Origin of the sequence: Legionella bozemanae, from assembly GCF_001648595.1 — a bacterium.
GTDB lineage: Bacteria > Pseudomonadota > Gammaproteobacteria > Legionellales > Legionellaceae > Legionella > Legionella bozemanae.
In genome coordinates this window covers 1-18442 of sequence record NZ_LBAW01000013.1, presented here as the reverse complement: position 1 = coordinate 18442, position 18442 = coordinate 1, and the positions used below count along the sequence as shown (strand labels likewise).

Sequence of the window (18442 nt, the reverse complement as noted above, 5' to 3'; positions counted from 1 at the left end):
TTATCTTCTCCGAATGTTTTCGTCTAAATAGGTTAATTGAGAAAAAATGCTTCTTAATTCATTTAAATATAAAAGCGTTGTCTCTTTAGGTAATTCAGCATGAATTAATTGTTTCTCATAGGATTGCACTAATTTTTTAGTATCAAAGTGAGCGAGATTCAGAACGTTAGTTACTGTATCGCCACTCACCAAATCATTCAGTTCAAACTGTCCATCGTCAAAGAGTTTAACATCCAGCGAATTGGTATCCCCAAATAAATTATGTAAATTACCCAATATTTCCTGATAAGCACCTACCAAGAAAAAGCCCAATGAGTAAGGGTTATTACTATCATATGGAGGAAGCATTAACGTTGAGTTAACGCAAGAACTGCCAAGATATTCTTTAATAGTACCATCTGAATCACAGGTTAAATCTTGCAATACACTGTGCATGGCTGGTGTTTTTGTAAGTTGTGAAATAGGTGCGATTGGAAAAATTTGTCCTATAGCCCAGGCATCAGGAATCGATTGGAAGAATGAGATATTACAGAACACTTTAACTGCCATATCTTCGTTGATTTTTGCTAATAAAGTTTCTTCAGCAGGATTTTCTACATTGAGCCGCTTTTTAAGCTCCATGCATATATTGGTATAGAACGCTTCTACCTTGGCTTTTTCTTGCAAACTAATCACGCCATGCTTAAACAAAGAATGGGCTTCATTCAATGAATGCTCTGCATAGTTATATATCTCGATAGGTGAGCTTGCTGTTATTGAATGATACGTATCATAAATATCACGAATCACATGGGAGTCTTCATCGGTAATTTCTGGAAGTGAGGGCGACTTATTAATTATTTCAATATCACTGATATCAGAAATTAAAACTGCATGATGGGCTGTTAATGCTCTTCCCGATTCTGAAATAATGTTGGGCTCTGGGACATTGGCCTCCTGGCAAAGATATTGAATTGCAAGGAGAATATGCGTGGCATATTCATGCAAACTGTAGTTCATGGAGCAGCCTTGGTTTGAATGAGTGCCTTCATAATCCACGCTGAGCCCACCCCCAACATCAATCGTATCTATGGGCGCATTTAATTTGCGTAATTCAACATAGTAACGAGATACTTCTTGCATACAATGACGAATATCATGAATATTGGCAATTTGTGAACCTAAATGACAATGCATCAGTTGCAAACAATCGAGCATATCGTGCGCTTTTAATTGATTGATTAACTCAAGTACCTGCTTTGCTGTAAGGCCAAATTTGGATTTGACGCCACCAGTATGTTCCCATTTGCCTGCACTTTTAGTGATTAAACGGATACGCACGCCAAGAGATGGTTTTATTTTCAAGCGAGCAGATTCTTTTAAAATAATATCCAGTTCAGAGATTTTCTCAATAACAATAAAGACCTTATGCCCCATTTGCTGGGCGATTAATGCGGTGCGTATATAATAGCTGTCCTTATAACCATTACAAACAATCGTACTGTTTTGATGATTGCTGAGCATGCCAATTACAGCCATGAGCTCGGGTTTTGAGCCAGCTTCCAGTCCTATAGAATGATTGGGTGATTTCAGCAACTCTCTAACCACGCTTTGTTCTTGGTTTACTTTAATGGGATAAACCAGTTTGTAGTGGCCTTTATATTCATTTTCTTCTATGGCCTGGGAGAATGCTTCATAAATGCGGTGCACGCGGTCATGTAAGATATCGGAACAACGAATGAGAAGCGGCAAATGAAGCCCCGTCCTGCTTGCCGCGTTAACAATAGCTTGCAGTTCAACACCAGGTTTACCTGGTGCCTTGCTGATTTCAATATTCCCTTTGGTATTAATACTGAAGTATCCCTCACCCCAGTTGTTGATGTTATATAAATTTTCTTCAGATGGTGCACTGATGTTCATAATATCAATATTCCAAAGGGATTAACGTGATTTTACAAGTTCATGGTAGGTGGAAGGCTCTCGCTGTTGTGCAAAAGGAAATAATCTTCCCCATAATGCGCGTTGGCTAAAGTCTAATTCCGCTACTAATACCGCAGGCTTGTCGCGAGAGGCTTGCACTAAAATTTCACCCATAGGCGTGCTAATGAAGCTGCTACCATAAAATTCCAATCCATCTTCACAACCTATTCTATTGGCTGCAATGATAAATGTATTACTCATGATTCCTTGCGCAACCATAACTTTTTGCCACATCGGTTGTGTATTTATCTCCGGAGCAGTGGGCTCCCCGCCTATTGCTGTGGGATAAACTAAAATTTCCGCTCCTTTTAAACCATAAATTCGTGACAGCTCAGGAAACCATTGATCATAACAGGTAGGTAATCCCCATTTGTGTGCTGCGATGTGATGCACCGGGTAATTGGAGTCGCCGGGTTTAAAATAGAAATTTTCATGGTATTTTTCACCGCTGGGGATATGTTGTTTTCGGGTTACGCCAATAAGCTCACCCTTATTACTGTATGCCACAGCAGTATTATAGCCAGCTTTTTCAAACAATGAGGCAGTAATGCATACATTATGTGCCTTTGCCATTTTGCTGACAAATTGGGCAGTTGGACCAGTATGAATATCTTCCATAAATGGAGTCGAATTTACATCTGAACGAGTACAAAAATAAGGACTTAGCGTAAGCTCTTGCAAACAAACTACAGATGCTCCTTGTTGTGCTGCAGCATGAATCCCAGAGGCTAGCTTATCTTGATGTTCTTTAGGGTTTTCGTGCCATTTTTCTTGTACTAACGCGATAGTCAGTTTTTCTTGCGTCATTAACTTACCTCTCTTGCAATTAAGGATCAAAAAAAAGTGCCCTTACTTTGTAAGGGCAGATGTATTTAAAGTGAAGTGCTGGTGAATGAGTCACTAAGCGTGCTTTCATCATATTCTTCCTCTTCGTTACGCTGGGAGAGTTCTTTTTCATTAGCATCATTGGTTGGCATTATGCTCAACGGAGGTGTTAGTGATCTGCTATTAAAATAACCATACGGATTTGTGGTTTGAGCTCCCGTTTTCTTTTGTTCAGAGCTTTCTTTTGCACTCAGGGAATTAGCGATGAGTTTGAATGGATTTGTTTCATCAAATACTTCAGTGTGCAGCAACTCTAAGTGACGCTTGACTGATGCTCGCGCGCTTTCAGATTGGATAGCGCATAATTTTTCACCGATTGTTTCTTCGTGGCCTTTTAATAAGGCACGAAACATATTGATGAACATCCTGCAGCTATCTTTATTGTAATCGCGACTTGTAAAAAACTTCTCTGGATTGTCTCCTAATAACAGTCTTTCTATATTCCGCCGCATCATAAATGCGATCTGAACTTTTTCTGCAAGACTATGCTTGGGGAACGTAGTGCTTATATTATGAGCTACTTGGCTGCGATCCTGTTCGGGTGTGCACAAGGCGACGCGTTCTGCAATCACAGGCTCATTGCTTTCCAATACGTGCTTGGCTAAAGTGCTGAAACGATGGAACGGGGCGGGATTAAATTCCTTTCCTAAAAATAAAACATGGGGTGCTTTATTGCGAGAGTCAAGTAATGAGTTGATGCGCTGTCTGACTTGGTATGCTTCAGAGAGTACAGAGTGGAATGTATCCTCGCTTTTGGTTAAATTCCCTAATGCTCTAATGTGATGAGCATATTGTTTGAATTTTGCTTCGGGACAAGCAGCAATTATCTTAGTAGCAAGTGCGACTTGTTCTTTATCGCTTAATGTATTGAGCATCTCCGCATTCTTTGCCAATGCGTCACCATCGCTTAGTTGCTCATAGGGATTTTCTAGCGCAATTATTTCTATACGAGTAAATGCCATTTAATCCTCCTTAAATAAAGATGAGAAAGTGTAATGAACAATTAGGGTCTGTTTCTATTTCCACTTTATTGGCCAAACTGTCCTGACATTCTGTGCGCCGATGTTCCCATACTGCGTGTATGCCACGCGTCGGGTGCTCGAAAATCAGGTCATTTTGGCTCAAGTTAGCGAAATGTAAACAGCCCCTATACAAAGGAGTTACCTCAACAAAAAATAAATGTTATTTCCTTTGCTCTCTTCCGGCATAAAATGCTACCGAAATTCCTTTTTACTGACATCAGAGTTAAATTTGGAGACTATATTAACGGATTAAAATCGAACTGTCATGAAATTAATCTAAAGTTTTACGAAAAAATGTCGAATAAGTGATCAGATGCATGTTTTGCCTTTAAAAAATACAATAACAACAAGGAGTGGGCAATGTCTAAAACTCATTTATTACAAGACCCCTTTTTAAATGAATTACGCAAAGAAAAGGTGCCTGTATCCATTTTTTTGGTGAACGGAATCAAATTACACGGTATTGTGGATTCTTTTGATCAATACGTAGTCATGCTGAAAAATTCGATTACACAAATGGTTTATAAGCATGCCATTTCTACGGTTGTTCCTTCACGCGCAATAAAAATGCCTGTTGAAGACGAAACTGGTGGAAGCGAAGGAACTGTGGCAGACTAGAAAAATTTCAGTATCCATTGCAGGTTGAGCCTTGGGCTCAACCTGAATTCCGGTAATGAGAAGATAATTCATATCTGAGTGAAAGCACTTCTGAAAATTTATATATCTCTCAGGGGTGGCTTTTGCTTGTACTCAACCGCGGATTCAGTTTTTTTCGGAGAATAAGTTAGTGTTTGAACGTCCTCAAGGTGGTGAGCGAGCGGTATTAGTGCAACTAGCACTGCCGGGAGTTGATGCAGATAAGGCATTGCAGGAATTTGAAGAATTAGCACTTTCAGCAAAAGCGGAAATATTAGATTGTGTTTTAGGCACTCGAGCAACTCCTGATGCTAAGTATTATATCGGTAAAGGCAAGGCGGAAGAAATTGCGCAGCTGGTTAAAGCACTTGATGCAGAGTTGGTTCTGGTCAACCATGAATTGTCCCCATCGCAAGAGCGAAATCTGGAGCGTTTATTTGAATGCCGCGTGGTAGATAGAAGCGGTTTGATTCTCGATATTTTTGCTCAGCGCGCACGAACTTTCGAAGGGAAATTGCAAGTCGAGTTGGCGCAATTACAACATTTATCAACGCGCCTGATACGTGGTTGGACGCATTTGGAACGGCAAAAAGGAGGTATAGGATTACGAGGCCCTGGTGAAACGCAATTAGAAACAGACCGTCGTTTATTGCGAGAACGCATCAAATACATTAATAAACGTTTGGAAAAAGTACGTAGTAGTCGTGACCAAAACCGACAGGCCAGACGTAAAGCTTCTTTGCTTACAGTGTCTTTAGTAGGTTATACCAATGCGGGTAAATCCACTTTGTTCAATGCATTGACTGGTGAAAGCATTTATGTGGCAGATCAGTTGTTTGCTACTTTGGATCCCACCATGCGTCAACTCAACTTACCTGGTTCTTCCTCAGTGATTTTAACGGATACAGTAGGTTTTATTCGCGATTTACCTCATCAATTGGTAGAGGCATTTCGCGCTACTCTGGAAGAGACACAGCAGGCTGATTTATTATTGCATGTCATTGATATTTCTGACGCTCATTGGCGAGATAATGTTTTTTCAGTGCAACAAGTTTTAGATGAATTGGGCGTGCATGATATCCCTGTAATACAAGTGTTCAATAAAATTGATTTAAAGGAGGGGTGGACTCCTAAGATTGATTATCAGGAAAAGCGCTGTAAAGTCTGGATCTCTGCCGCAGCAAATTTAGGGTTGGATTTACTTAAAGAAGCAATTAGTACTCAATTGCATGGAGCAGTGCTTATTGAAAATGTAGTACTTAAAGCGACCCAAGCGAAATTACGCTCACAACTGTATGAATTGGGCTCTGTTTTAAGTGAGTCACACAATGAAGACGGTGATTGGCTGTTGAAAATTCGGATAACTCAAGCACAAAAACAACGTTTGTTTGCGAGTGAGAACTCCTGATATGGGAAGCGCAATTTCGCTACACTCCACTTTGGTAAGTGCTTAGCGCCATTTGAATAGACATTAACATGGAGATCCGAGTGCTTTGAGCCTTCGCTTCTATAATTTATGTCTTTTCTATCTCCATATCCAAAGTCTTAAGGTCTTGGCCGCCATAAAGGGTATTAACAAGCTCGCCTTTGGGATTAATGACGAAAGTAACCGGTACTCCAATAATATCACCTAGTCCTAATGCAAGCGCCGGATCTGTAACAAGAGAGGGATACTGAATATTGAATTTTTGAATGAGCCTTTTTTGCTTATGTATTGGGAGTCCATCGTAATTTACTGCAAATAATACAACAGGATCTTTTTCGTGTTTTTGATAAAATCGATTCAATTCGGGAATTTCCTCAATACACGTTTTGCACCAGCCCGCCCAGTAATTAATAAGTACCCATTTACCTTTCAAAGAGGCAAAAGAAATAGTATTGCCTTGAGTGTCCTTAAGCAGAACGTCCGCCTGGCTTAGGGGTGCGGTGGCCATTAAAATCAAGAGGACAAATAAAGTTTTTATTTTCATTATAGTTATCTCATGCAATATTTGAAATTACTTCATTCTATGTAAAACAGCCCCTACAGGGGAAAGATATTTTTTACTATATCAAAAAATACTCCTAAAATCGCATGAATTTAATGAATTAGGTTAGCATTGTAGACCATTGGCAAATGATTTGGGTATGATGAGAGTATTTTAAAAAACGAAACGCTCCAATGGCAAAACTCTATTTTTATTTTGCAGCAATGAATGCAGGGAAAAGTACGGTTCTCTTGCAATCAAGTTATAACTATCGTGAACGCGGTATGGATACTTTGTTATTCACACCGGCAATAGATAATCGTTATCAGCATGGTGCTATCCATTCGCGTATTGGTTTATCGGAACACGCTTTGATTTTTAATCCTGAAGACGATCTGTACAAGCAAGTTCTAATGCAAGAAAAAAAATACGCTTGTGTTTTGGTGGACGAGGCTCAATTTTTAACGCGGGTACAAGTTCACCAATTAACGGAAATTACTGATGAATTGGGTATTCCTGTGCTCGCATATGGATTACGTACTGATTTTCGTGGTGAGTTATTTGAGGGAAGCCAATATCTTTTAGCTTGGGCGGATGAGTTGGTTGAGCTTAAAACCATCTGCCACTGCGGGCGTAAAGCAACCATGATCTTACGATTAAATGCTCAGGGTGAGGTGATTACCGAAGGTGAGCAAGTGGTTATTGGCGGTAATAATATGTATTCATCGACGTGCCGTAAACATTTTAAGCGTCGAGAGCCGGGGAGCACGCTTGCTATAAAAGAACGAGCAGCAGAAGATTTAATTTGATCTGGATTAAGTTTTATACCCTTAAATTAAATCGTTCTTGCAAGGAGAATGACTTTTCATAAACTAGTTACAATGACCTGTTTTTTAACTTTCAGTTTACTGGAAGCTAAGAAAAGAAATTTTGTTTCATCATTTAAAGCGGTACATTTAGGGTACTGTTATCGGTAATGTTACTTGCTCTTTTCCAGGAGGAGCCTTAATCATAGATACTGCGTACTCAACGAGATCCGCGCCAGTAAAACATTAGCTTTCGGAACGGCTTTTCATACCATTGTTTTGAAAGCTTAACTTTTACATCTATAGCGGATGGCGGATTTTAGACTATGCTATATAGCAATGATGGAAATTATGTTTTAGTTAGCTAACATGGAGTGTATTCATGAGCGAAATTAAAGTAGAGCGATTAATCAAAGGTATCCTGGTTCGTGAAGGTGGTGGTGTAAAATTACATCGCTACATTGGTATCGAGAGGAGCAATGATTTTGAACCTCTTCTTTTACTCGATTATTTCAATAGTGCTGATCCTTTAGATTATATGGCGGGTTTTCCTCCTCATCCACATCGTGGTTTTGAGACGATTACTTATTTACTTGATGGCAGTATTACTCACGAAGACAATAAAGGGCATAAAGGAGTTATTGGCGCAGGAGATGTTCAATGGATGACTGCTGGCAAAGGAATTATTCACTCGGAAATGCCTTCACCCAATGGCAGATTACATGGGTTACAGTTGTGGTTGAATTTACCCGCGTTAGAGAAAATGCGTGCTCCACGTTATCAAGAAATGCAAAGCGCCCAATTGCCCGTGGAGACCAATGATACCGGTGCTCAAATAAAGGTTATTGCGGGGAAGACAGATAAAGGAACCCATTCGCCAATTTCGGGTATTGCCACACAACCTTTATTATTTGATATTATTTTGCCTCCTGGTGCAAGCATACAACAACATATCCCTAATGATTACCAAGCTATTCTACTGGTGATTTCCGGAACCGTTCGCATAGGTGAGCAATTAGTTCAACACGATACTTTGGCAAAACTTGGAGGCGGAGAGGTTTTATTTTTGAAAGGTGAGACAGCAAGCCAATGTATTATGATTGCAGCAGCCAGACTTCATGAACCGATTACCCGTCATGGGCCATTTGTAATGAATACCCAGGAAGAAATAATACAAGCGCTGGATGATTTTCGTAGTGGCAGATTCTAGTTTTCCAATGCGACTGTATTTAACCCGATTTTACTAGGCTCTGATCCCTTTTCGCTGGATTGAGTCAAAATGGCTAAATTTTCGAGCATCGAAACACCAATGGGAACAGACCCTAAATTTAGTCTAAAATTGAATTATTAATAGTGAAATAAGTGAGGGAATAGGAGTAAAACTTGTGCACCCACGGAAAGAGCAGTCTGCCAAAGAAATCTATAGGATTGTAGATCAATACTGTGAAGCCAATTTACATAGTAAATACAGCTCAAGTTCAGCAATACCTCTGGTTTTGGGTATTTCAGATACTGATGCGCAGAAACTGATTCATAAAATCCTAATCGCTTTGCCCGATTGTTTTTTTTATTTGGCAAAACCAGAGCGTGTTAATGAGATGGTCAGTTTTATTGCGCAGCAATATTTGCTTTTTCAAGCACAAGAAAACATTAACGATGAGTTATTTCCTAGCTTACTTATTAACTTTGTCAATAATTTAGTCGAAGAAATTATGCTTCGGTATTACTCATACACATGACCAGGTGATTTATGACTAAAGAAGAGATAATTCAGGGAACAGGACTTAGCAGCGAAGATCTGGACGCATTATTTTTGCTGGAACGGATTATCCAAACGGATAAACAAAGTTCAGGTATTGAGTTAACAGCCGAAGAAAAAAAGCAAGTGATCACTTTTTTAGAAAAATCAATAAGTAATCTGGGATTAAACAAACAACTTCTTGAGTTAGGAAAATTGGAGCAGCAAGATACAGGAATTAGTTTTGCCGTGATAAATATGCTAAGAAATATAACGTTTAAATCAAGACATTGGCATGAAATTCGTTCTGACGATTATCAGAAATTAACACTATCTAAATTAGGCGCTTTATCTGATTTAGCTGCTCTTGCGCGCGATTTGGCTGTACTTGAGCGTTCTGGGTTAATCATGGAATCCTCTCCTTTAGCGGAATTGTATTCTGATGCTCAAAAAGCATTAAAAGAAGGCTTTTCCAAAGGTGTTGATATTTCTTCCCAGGCTATGGTTTTTGAGATTAAAGCAAAAGGTGCTCCCATGTTACTCCATCCAAATTATCAAAAAGAAGATGAATTCGTCTTGTCTGAATTTCTCTATAGCGAGGAATATAGGATTAAGCTGGATAAGTTAATTGAGCGTGATGAACTAAAAGAATTTCTAAAAAAATATTTAGGTGATGACTGGTTACAGCAATTGGAAAATAAATTTGCGATAATTCAACGTGAAATCCATGATGCACAACTTATAGGTCCTATTTATCATGGGCTCATTCATCAAGATACTTCAGCCCAGGAAAATTTTCGTGCGGAAGATAAAAGTCCAGTAACCCTTATTTGCTCTCCATTTGTAGGGATTTGTACTATGGCTGCTATTAAAGAATTAAATGAGCAGCTGATGCACGAGTTGCAAAAAAAAGGTGTTGAGGAGGATATCCCTTCTCCTTTGCTGCAATTACCGGTTAGCGAAAAACTGAAGGCATTATCTCCCTCCCAATTTATTGATGCTCTGGATAAACGGCGTGCTTTAGAGCGATTACCCGGACAGGCAACAGTTATGATGAAAGAGCGTTTGAGTGGTGCCAAAAACGAAGGCGAAGATGAGCATCCGCTAAATCGTCCCAAATAGCAATAGACTTCTAGCGAGTTCCGAAGAAATCTATTGATAGAACCTTTTACGCCCCTCTCCTATTGAGAGGAAAGTTTAAGCGAACTTTTACTCAAGCCACTCAGTCAATAACGATTCCATTGTTTTGCGAGCAGCGATTAAAGCGGAGGAGTCAAGCGAAGAGGGGCTATGTAAATCGTCGCAATGAGCTGCTCCTTGAATCAATTGATAAGTTAGTTTGGGGTTCATCGCGTTCCCATTTTTTTCCGCCAAAGAAAGAGTGGACCAGGGATCGTTTTCCCCATTAGTGAAATAGATATTAGATGCCAGAATGTCCATTAAGGGAAAGTATAAGGTATTATTAAGTTCCGTTGTATTGGCCGGTTGAGTGAGACCAAACAAGCGTTGACAGACACTGTGGTGATACTCCATATTAATTAATGAAGAACGGGTAGAAAGTGCAGAATTAGGATGGGCATTTTGCCAATAACCGTATTCCCTGCATGATTGATAATACCACTGACGCATTCCTAAACCATCTTTATAATCGCTGGGATTTTCACTCATTGCACCCTGGGCTGTCATCTCTACTGCATTAACCTGCATGTCTTGATATAATTTTCTAGCAAATTCGGCATAACCTTGGAGTGGTGTTGGGCTTGCCGATAAATTGGCGCAAAAAGCATCCCGCATTCCGTATTGCACTGCTGCAGCGCCGGTATCAGCAATCAAATATAAAAAATCAACTGGATCAGCAACTGCAGATGCATCAAACAATGATTTCATTTGTGCCAACGTCGCAGGGTTACTCAAACTGGCTTCCACTTCACTGACTACCTCCCGCATTTGATTGGCGCAATGTAAGCCGGCAACTTGGGTGACATGCGCATCGTACTCAACAAAGTCTTCTTTAGCCATTACTGGTGCGGATGAAGCCAAAGCACCAACCACTAAATAAGGAAATTTTAAGCGATAATAAGCGGATAAAGAGCCGGGATAAGAACCACCAAAAGCCACCCATTTCCCGGTCCAGTTTTTTTCGTTTTTTAAATGGCGCTGGAAATAAGCCAAATCATCTAAAGCTGCTTCTGTGGTTAAGAAACGTAAGTCTTTAGTTGACAACGAATTGAAAGGTAAACTTTCACCATAATATCGATGTTCCAGGGCAACGAGTTTGGCATGAAATTTTTGGGCGTAATTTCTGATCGCGCCGTTTAGGGCGCGCTTCGTGCAGGCGGATTCGCCGCAAATATAGAAAAATACCGGTGAATCCTCTTTAGGACCATATGTTTCATCAAGATAGTAACGTTGAGAAAATGTTCCCATGACAGGATCATTATGATCAATTAATTGTTTAAAATATGCGAGTTGAATGGTTTTTTCAGCAATTAAAGGAGCTTTTTCTTCTTGTTTTTTTTGCAAGTAACGCTCCACAACTCCTGCATGGGATGCAGAAAAAGTAGCGTAGAGGCCAAGAAAAAGGAGCATCCATTTTTTAATATACATCATATTGATTATCCTTAATATAAAAAAGTCCATTAGTTAGGCCGGCGCAAAAACCCGGACACAGCGAACACCATAAGTATTGTTTTTGATGATGGTTCCCTGAGTACTCATTCCATTAGCAAAAAATTCCTGAAACCACGCGTTATTTTCTGAGTCAGTGCTGGATTCAGTAGAGCTCCAATACCGGCCATTTACTGCCAATTCAGGAAGAAATCCTAAACTATATAAATTATTCGCAATATTGGGAGTATTCGCAGGGCAATTTGCATTGGCGCTGCCAGGAAATCCTGGGGTAAATATGCCTAATTCACAAATCGCGGGCAAATACCAAGTCCCTGGAGGTACTTCGCCACCATGATCTTCGGTAATTTGATAACATAACTCAGCCGCATTAGGAACCTCTCCTCCATAAAATTCAATCAGTATATTTGAATTACAGGAACCATCGGTCGCGCCATTGCAATTCTCGGGTGGGTTGGTAGAAGTTTCCGTGATTCCAGGGACATCATTAGGATTCATGCTCCAAACAAAGCCTGAACTTGCATCACTATCCCGCACTACAAAAAAAACTGAAGAATCGATTACAGAATATACTAAATAACCTTCTATAGAAAAAGCCAAGGCAATTGAGGGCGGTGAAATAACATTATCCCCTGTGACTGATATTCCCCCTTGGGCAACAAAAGCAGTAAAGAAAGGTGAGGTAATATTTATCATGCAGGATCCGTTTGCTGGGATAACAGCACATGTGGAGCTGGTAACCCCAGCTGCCACCCAGAGAGCAGGTAAAACAATTCTAACGTTAAATGCTGGAGTGCTGGTTAGATTCGTCACAGGGATATTAACGCCCACTGAATCACCAGCAGGAATAACTGCATTAGTAGGAACAGAAAGCATTGTTGTCGGCGATAAACTTACATTGACTGTTATTGGAATTGTATTCGCCGTATTTGTTCCAAAGACTGTTGAAGTGGTACTTCCCGGGGTAGCTCCTGGTTGATAAGTGATTTGACACGTATTGTTAGGCATTAAAAGTGCCGGACAAAAACTCATGACGCCAACGCCAAGTGGAGGTGATGATGCTATGGACGCCTGAACATTCGCAGCAGGTAGCGTACCAATATTGGTTACGGCGATTGATTGGGGGGAACCGCCGGTGATCAAATTTACCGTATTAGACGATACGTTGAGTAGTGCTTGCGGCTGAGCAGAACATGTTACAGCCTGCATATCAAAGAATGTGGCATTGGTATTGGTACCTTTAACCATGACACTGGAAATGAAGAAAGCAATTGAGGTATTGGTAAAAAAGGAAATGGTGCAACTTTTACCGGGCAACAAAGAGGCAGGACAGCCATTATTTTGCAGGACATAAAGGGAAAAAAAACTGTTTGCCGAAGAAGCCTGAATATTGTTTGCAGGAATTTTGGAGTTATTCGTAATGGTAACAGCGCCCGGGCTTGAGAGACATTGAGGTTGACTTACTTGAATCACACAGTTTTGCAATGACTTGGAGCAAATGACGCCACTTTTGCCGGTGCTAATGGTTAAGTTGGCTTTTTCAACAGTTTTGGAATATTCAAGTGCCCATAAAGATTGAATAGGAACGATAAAAAAAAGAAAAAAGTATAACAGTAGTTGTTGCACGCGACGCATAAAATTCATCCTTTTAATTAAACTGGGCGCATAGTTATGCAACCATATTACAGACCTCATCTTTTTTGCAAGAGTTTGGGATCTTATCATGGGGGTATTCCTTATAAAAGGGAAATGGTACTTGAACAATTTACTTGTAGATTGTTTATTTTCATGCCATTATGGTGGCAGTGTAAATTTTTTGAGTGATTTTTATGTTAAAAAAATTTCTTAGCATTACTTTTGTTTTGGTCACTTATGATGCGTTTGCTGTAACAGAGCTGGATTTATATCAAGCTCCATTAAGTAGTTTGAATCAATTTTCACTCAAACAACAATCAAACATAAGGGCTCGTGCAGCCGCTCCATCGGCAGAAAAGAATGCCTTACAGCAAGTGAGTCAGACCCAAGAGCACTCAAAAACAATCATGAGATACCAACAAATGTACCAGGGAATCCCTGTTGTTGGCGCACAAATTATGATTACTAAAGAGGATGCGCAAGTCAATGGACATTTACTTAACGACGTCCAACTGAATACAAAGCCCACACTGACGTCAAAAGAGGCTGTTAACTTGGCCAAAAAATCTTGGTTCAGCTTCAACTCACAAATGCCTACTTATGAGGAATTGAGTGAGTTGCAAATTAGGGCAGATCAAAATAATGAACTGCAACTGGTTTATCAAGTTTCATTTAAAACCACTCAAAATGATAACAAGCCGGCATGGCCATTTTTTATTGTAGATGCACAAAGTGGCGAAATCAGTAAGCAGTGGAATAACATAAAAAATTTTATGGATGGTGGTCCGGGTGGCAATGAAAAAGTTCATGAATACTGGTATGGGCGAGATGGATTGCCTTTTTTAGAAGTAACTCAAAATGGCAGTCAATGCATCATGGATATCGCCAAGGTAAAGCTTGTTAATCTGGGATCGGCTTGGGATTGGAATGATCTTTTGACCACTCCTTTTCAATATCCTTGCAGCAAGAATGTAGAAGAAAACATCAATGGTGCTTTTTCACCAACTAATGATGCTTATTATTTTGGCCACACCATAGTGAATATGTATAAAGAATGGTACGGGGTCAATGCACTGCAACATAGTAATGGAACCCCAATGCAGTTAGTCATGCGTGTCCATTTTGGCCAACATTATGATAATGCTTTTTGGGATGGACAGTTTATGTCTTTTGGCGATGGCGAGGATTTCTATCCCTTGGTATCTCTTGACGTAGCGGGTCATGAGGTAACACATGGTTTTACTGAACAGCATTCGGGACTTGAATACCATGATCAATCAGGTGCTCTCAATGAATCTTTATCCGATATGGCAGGCCAGGCAGCGCGTGCTTATCTCTTGGAAAAATTTCCTCAGCTTTATAATAAACTTTATTTGGAGCCAAATACTGTAACTTGGGGTATTGGTGAAACGATTGTTCGTGATTCTTTTGGTAAAGCGCTACGCTTTATGGATTTTCCTTCTTCAGATGGTAGTTCGGCTGATTGTTTGGATAAAAATCTAGCTCAAAGTCATGGGACCTATTGCGCAATTAGTTATCTAGAATTGGTTGCTTATGCAAAAGCACATATTTCTAATCCTCAAGAAAGACAAAGTTTTATTGTACATACTGCCAGTGGCGTATTTAATAAGGCATTTTATTTGTTGGCAAAAAATATAGGTATTAAACAGGCTTATCAGATGATGATTATTGCCAATAGCAAATACTGGACACCTACTACTAATTTTGTTCAAGGTGCTTGTGGTGTGCTGTATGCCGCAAAAGATATGAGTATTGATCAGAAAATGGTTCAGTCAGTTTTTGGTCAGGTAGGTGTGAAGACCACCGGCTGTAAGGTAAATTAAAGTATGGGTTTGTGGACTTTATGAGAAGAAGCTTATAAGCATATATGAGGTTCTTAATTGATTCGAAAACCCTGGTTATAAATCAAGTTCATTTTGATCTCTATAATGTTAATTTAATTATATTGTAATTCCTCCATTTAAAACGTTTTGACGCTTATAGGTTTTATTTTATATTGAACGCATTATACGATACTTTTTATCCGGCACAGGAATTAGCGGAAAACGCCTTGAACAGCATTCAGTGTGTGATGGAGTAGACACATCCATGTTTTATTGGGAAATGTTTAAAGAAAAATCTTTAATTTGAGCAGGCCATTGCTCATAGCGGTTGGGTCAAAACGACTCAACTTATGCTGAATTCTAGATTAGTTCATATCATCGTTTCAAAGAGCTCTTGCAAAAGACCAAGGAAATCCAGTATTGTTTATACGCAGGAGCAGGCAAATTCACCTCTCGCTTTTATTGTTTTTTATACGCAATTCAATAAAAGACATAGTCTTGAAAATTTTCATGTTTTCTCTACGTTAAAAGGGATTTTATGTACAAAAAACAATTAATATCGTCTCTCTTAGGCTTTTTGGTTGCCGATATATTATTTGCTAATGAAGTAGCAACAACATCATCACTACAAAATTTTTATAATAATTATAATAACTATTGGCATGCAGGTCCTTGGACTTCTCGTTTTACTAGCCAAGGCTTAATTAGTCGTAGTGAATTAGCTGGTTTCGTAGATGGAATGATTCCTGTGTTAGGGCAAAGTGACCGCTTAGTATATGTGGATGGTGCTTTTATGGGAGGACGAAATCAATCCATGGTAGCTAGCATGGGAACCGGTATTCGTAGTATCCATAACATACAATCAGATGAAGTTATTTTGGGTGGTTTCTTTTTTGCTGATTATCAAAGAATGAATCTAATGAATAATCAGTTGCACACATGGATAGCAAATCCGGGACTTGAGCTATTAACCAAGCATCATGAAGCACGAGTACAAGGTTATTTTCCTATGGGGAAACGAAGTCAACCTTATCTCTCCATGATGGCGAGTAACATGCCTCAATTTGTTCTTCATGATTCAGGAAAAACAAATATCGCACAAACAAGTGGTCATACATTCATTGATGCTCCTGTTAGTTTAACTCATGAATATGGTGTAGGTGTGGAAGGGGAGGTAGGACGTTATATACCTATAGCGGGAGGGGTATGGCTAAGAGGTGGCGTTTATCACTTCGACTATCATAATGCTCCTTCTGTGAATGGTTGGGAAGCGAATATAGAAGTTTATGCAGGAAAAAACATATCATTATTAGTGCAAGATAATTATGATAATCAAAATAAAAACTGGTTCTCCTTTGGAGTGCGCTTAAGTTTTGGTGGGCCTGATTATACACAAGTGAATCAGCTAAGAAATAGAATGGAGGAGCCCATTATTCGTCATATTGCACGCCAACCTTCAGGTGCTGCAATACCTATTAGGGAAAGTTATATATTAACTGGACCTACGCAAATTATAAATGATATTTGGTTTTTTAGTCCTTCTGGCACTAACTATACAAATTTTAATTCCAATATATGTACCGCAGAACATCCTTGCCAAACATTGAATCAATCTATTGCTGATGGTATTACAGCAACAGTAACTCGACCAGCGAATTTATGGTTCGCCTCAGGGAATTATACACTTCCAGCTAATAATGGTAGTCAAGTAGTCTATTTAGGTAATGGGCAAATATTATCTGGACGTAGTGCCGATTTCACAACAAGCGCTACTCTTGCTAGACCTATTATTAATGGGGGTTTATGGTGGTACGGAAATGGTTCGTTTCAGGACATGAATATAATTAATTCAGGACAAATAAATGTCATTGATAATTCAGTAGCAGCATTAGGTGCTGATAATAATCTTACAGTGAATAATGCCTCGGTTGTGGCGCGTGCTCAAGGGGTAACGGTTAATGGAATTGAAAGTGATAATCTTTCAGTAAACAATGCGGTTATATCCGCTGAAGGAGATCAATTTGTTATAGCTGCATCTGCATTAAATGCTATAAACGTCACTAATTCAGAACTAAGTGCGTTAGGTACAGATGCTGGCCAAATTTTTGGTGTAATAGGAAATCAATTAGCTACACCCGTTAATGTAGTTGTCAGAAACTCTAATATTAAGGTTGTCTCCACAGGAGATTCTTCTTTTGTTTTAGGGGTTTGGGGCATCAATACCGGTACGGTAATTGTAGATGATTCAGTGATTAGTGCTATAGGACCTCGTATTGTGGTTGGAGTGGATAGTGATGGGGGGAATGTTGAGGTAAATAGAAGTTCTATTTATTCAGAAGGAGGAGATAGCCTGGTAAATGGGATTTTTGCTCAAGGAAGTATCAGAGCTCAAGAGGTGAATATTACCGCAAGAAATAACTCAACAGGGGAGTCTTTAGGAATAGTAAATAACATGGGTGATGTTTTTTTAACTGACTCAACAATTAACTCCTTTAGTACTGCTATTGCTTATGGAATTTCTGCTAATGGTGGAAATGTTTTTAGTACTAATAACATTATTTTTGCACAAAGTTCGAGCGCTATCCCAGGAAGATGGGTTTTAGGAATTTATGCAAATCAAAATGCGACAATAAATAGTTCGAAAGTTACCGCTCAAAATATTAGTACTGCTGCAACAAGTGTAACACAAGGCATTGTGTCTGATGGCGTTTTAACCTTTGAAGGTGGTGAAAGTAGTGTATCAGCTACCTCATCAACACCTGCATCGTCAGATGCTGTTATTGGGGCTGAAGGAGTAATTAATAATAGTAACCCTAAATCACAATGTTCTATCAATGGAGGTGCTTCTGCTGATTGTGCTTAACTTTATAAGCACCGGAAATTTTATCCAAAGAGAGTATGAATTATTGTTATCAAATCCTACAGTATTTGACATAACCTACCTTGCTGCTTTCTGGATATTCATTTGGGGAGTTACTGGGGGAAGTGGTTGGAGTAGATTCTGGGAGGGACGTTGGGGAACGAATCATGATAATGAGGTTACCTATCGAGTGTTTGGGGCAATAGACAAGCGTAGCAACTGTCTTAAAATAAAATTCAAGGCTAAAATTGAAGGGCAGAAGAAGAATTGGTTGCCTTTGCAAAAAGAGCATTCACAAATAGCAGCATAATAGAAAGCCCCAGATGGGGCTTTCTATTTCAGAAAATAAGTAACTAAGCACTAAGAGAATTCATTGAGGTATTTTATGAAAGTACTTGGAAAAAATGCTCAAATTTATATTTCTAATTTAGAGCTTGTATTTCTACTATAGAAGAACTTGTG

At 39.3% G+C, this 18442-nt stretch carries 15 protein-coding genes; 9 read left to right on the top strand and 6 right to left on the bottom strand.

The genetic code is table 11. The features are described 5' to 3' along the window. The 3 genes from speA to A8O27_RS10700 form a co-directional block, all read right to left on the bottom strand. The gene (gene speA, locus A8O27_RS10710; protein ID WP_058459571.1) at positions 1–1899 is read right to left on the bottom strand and encodes a biosynthetic arginine decarboxylase; all 1899 of its coding nucleotides are present in this window, start codon (positions 1897–1899) and stop codon (positions 1–3) included. 21 nt (positions 1900–1920) lie between these two features. Further along, complete coding sequence (locus A8O27_RS10705; RefSeq protein WP_058459570.1) at positions 1921–2766, bottom strand: carbon-nitrogen hydrolase; 846 nt, start codon at positions 2764–2766, stop codon at positions 1921–1923. A 65-nt stretch (positions 2767–2831) separates the two neighbouring features. Continuing rightward, on the bottom strand, positions 2832–3806 hold the full coding sequence (locus A8O27_RS10700; RefSeq protein ID WP_058459569.1) for a lpg0008 family Dot/Icm T4SS effector: 975 nt from the start codon (positions 3804–3806) through the stop codon (positions 2832–2834). A gap of 420 nt (positions 3807–4226) precedes the next feature. On the opposite strand from A8O27_RS10700, the gene hfq reads away from it, so the two are divergent. Both hfq and hflX read left to right on the top strand, forming a co-directional pair. Further along, entirely contained in the window at positions 4227–4484 is a 258-nt protein-coding gene (gene hfq / locus A8O27_RS10695; protein ID WP_058459568.1) for an RNA chaperone Hfq, read from the top strand. Between the two features lie 169 nt (positions 4485–4653). Then, a complete protein-coding gene (hflX, locus tag A8O27_RS10690) occupies positions 4654–5910 on the top strand; it encodes a ribosome rescue GTPase HflX (RefSeq protein WP_058459567.1) in 1257 nt (418 codons plus the stop codon). Between the two features lie 106 nt (positions 5911–6016). On the opposite strand, the gene A8O27_RS10685 is transcribed toward hflX, so the two are convergent. Beyond that, positions 6017–6475 carry a TlpA disulfide reductase family protein gene (locus A8O27_RS10685; RefSeq protein WP_374930666.1) on the bottom strand — a complete coding sequence of 153 codons (459 nt, stop codon included), beginning with the start codon at positions 6473–6475 and terminating at the stop codon, positions 6017–6019. 188 nt (positions 6476–6663) lie between these two features. Between A8O27_RS10685 and A8O27_RS10680 the strand changes: the two genes are divergently transcribed. The 4 genes from A8O27_RS10680 to A8O27_RS10665 all read left to right on the top strand — a co-directional run bounded on the left by A8O27_RS10680 (position 6664) and on the right by A8O27_RS10665 (position 10135). Then, positions 6664–7278: a thymidine kinase gene (locus A8O27_RS10680; RefSeq protein ID WP_058459565.1), complete on the top strand. Its 615-nt coding sequence runs from the start codon at positions 6664–6666 to the stop codon at positions 7276–7278. Positions 7279–7657: 379 nt separating this feature from the next. Beyond that, positions 7658–8485, top strand: coding sequence for a pirin family protein (locus tag A8O27_RS10675; protein WP_058459564.1), 828 nt, complete (start codon positions 7658–7660; stop codon positions 8483–8485). 175 nt (positions 8486–8660) lie between these two features. Then, positions 8661–9014 carry a hypothetical protein gene (locus tag A8O27_RS10670; RefSeq protein ID WP_058459563.1) on the top strand — a complete coding sequence of 118 codons (354 nt, stop codon included), beginning with the start codon at positions 8661–8663 and terminating at the stop codon, positions 9012–9014. An 11-nt stretch (positions 9015–9025) separates the two neighbouring features. Continuing rightward, complete coding sequence (locus A8O27_RS10665; protein WP_064115088.1) at positions 9026–10135, top strand: hypothetical protein; 1110 nt, start codon at positions 9026–9028, stop codon at positions 10133–10135. An 87-nt stretch (positions 10136–10222) separates the two neighbouring features. Here the strand turns inward: A8O27_RS10665 and A8O27_RS10660 are convergent, their stop codons facing one another. Both A8O27_RS10660 and A8O27_RS10655 read right to left on the bottom strand, forming a co-directional pair. Continuing rightward, entirely contained in the window at positions 10223–11623 is a 1401-nt protein-coding gene (locus A8O27_RS10660; protein WP_174223895.1) for a S28 family serine protease, read from the bottom strand. A gap of 33 nt (positions 11624–11656) precedes the next feature. Further along, positions 11657–13276, bottom strand: coding sequence for a COG1361 family protein (locus A8O27_RS10655; protein ID WP_160116259.1), 1620 nt, complete (start codon positions 13274–13276; stop codon positions 11657–11659). 194 nt (positions 13277–13470) lie between these two features. On the opposite strand from A8O27_RS10655, the gene A8O27_RS10650 reads away from it, so the two are divergent. From A8O27_RS10650 to A8O27_RS10640, 3 genes are all read left to right on the top strand, one after another. Next, entirely contained in the window at positions 13471–15120 is a 1650-nt protein-coding gene (locus A8O27_RS10650) for a M4 family metallopeptidase (RefSeq protein ID WP_058459561.1), read from the top strand. Positions 15121–15658: 538 nt separating this feature from the next. Further along, entirely contained in the window at positions 15659–17983 is a 2325-nt protein-coding gene (locus A8O27_RS10645) for a hypothetical protein (RefSeq protein ID WP_058459560.1), read from the top strand. After that, positions 17976–18290 (top strand): hypothetical protein, encoded by a 315-nt coding sequence (locus A8O27_RS10640; RefSeq protein ID WP_058459559.1) that lies wholly within the window; start codon positions 17976–17978, stop codon positions 18288–18290. The genes A8O27_RS10645 and A8O27_RS10640 overlap by 8 nt, the downstream gene beginning before the upstream one ends. Positions 18291–18442: the final 152 nt, after the last annotated feature.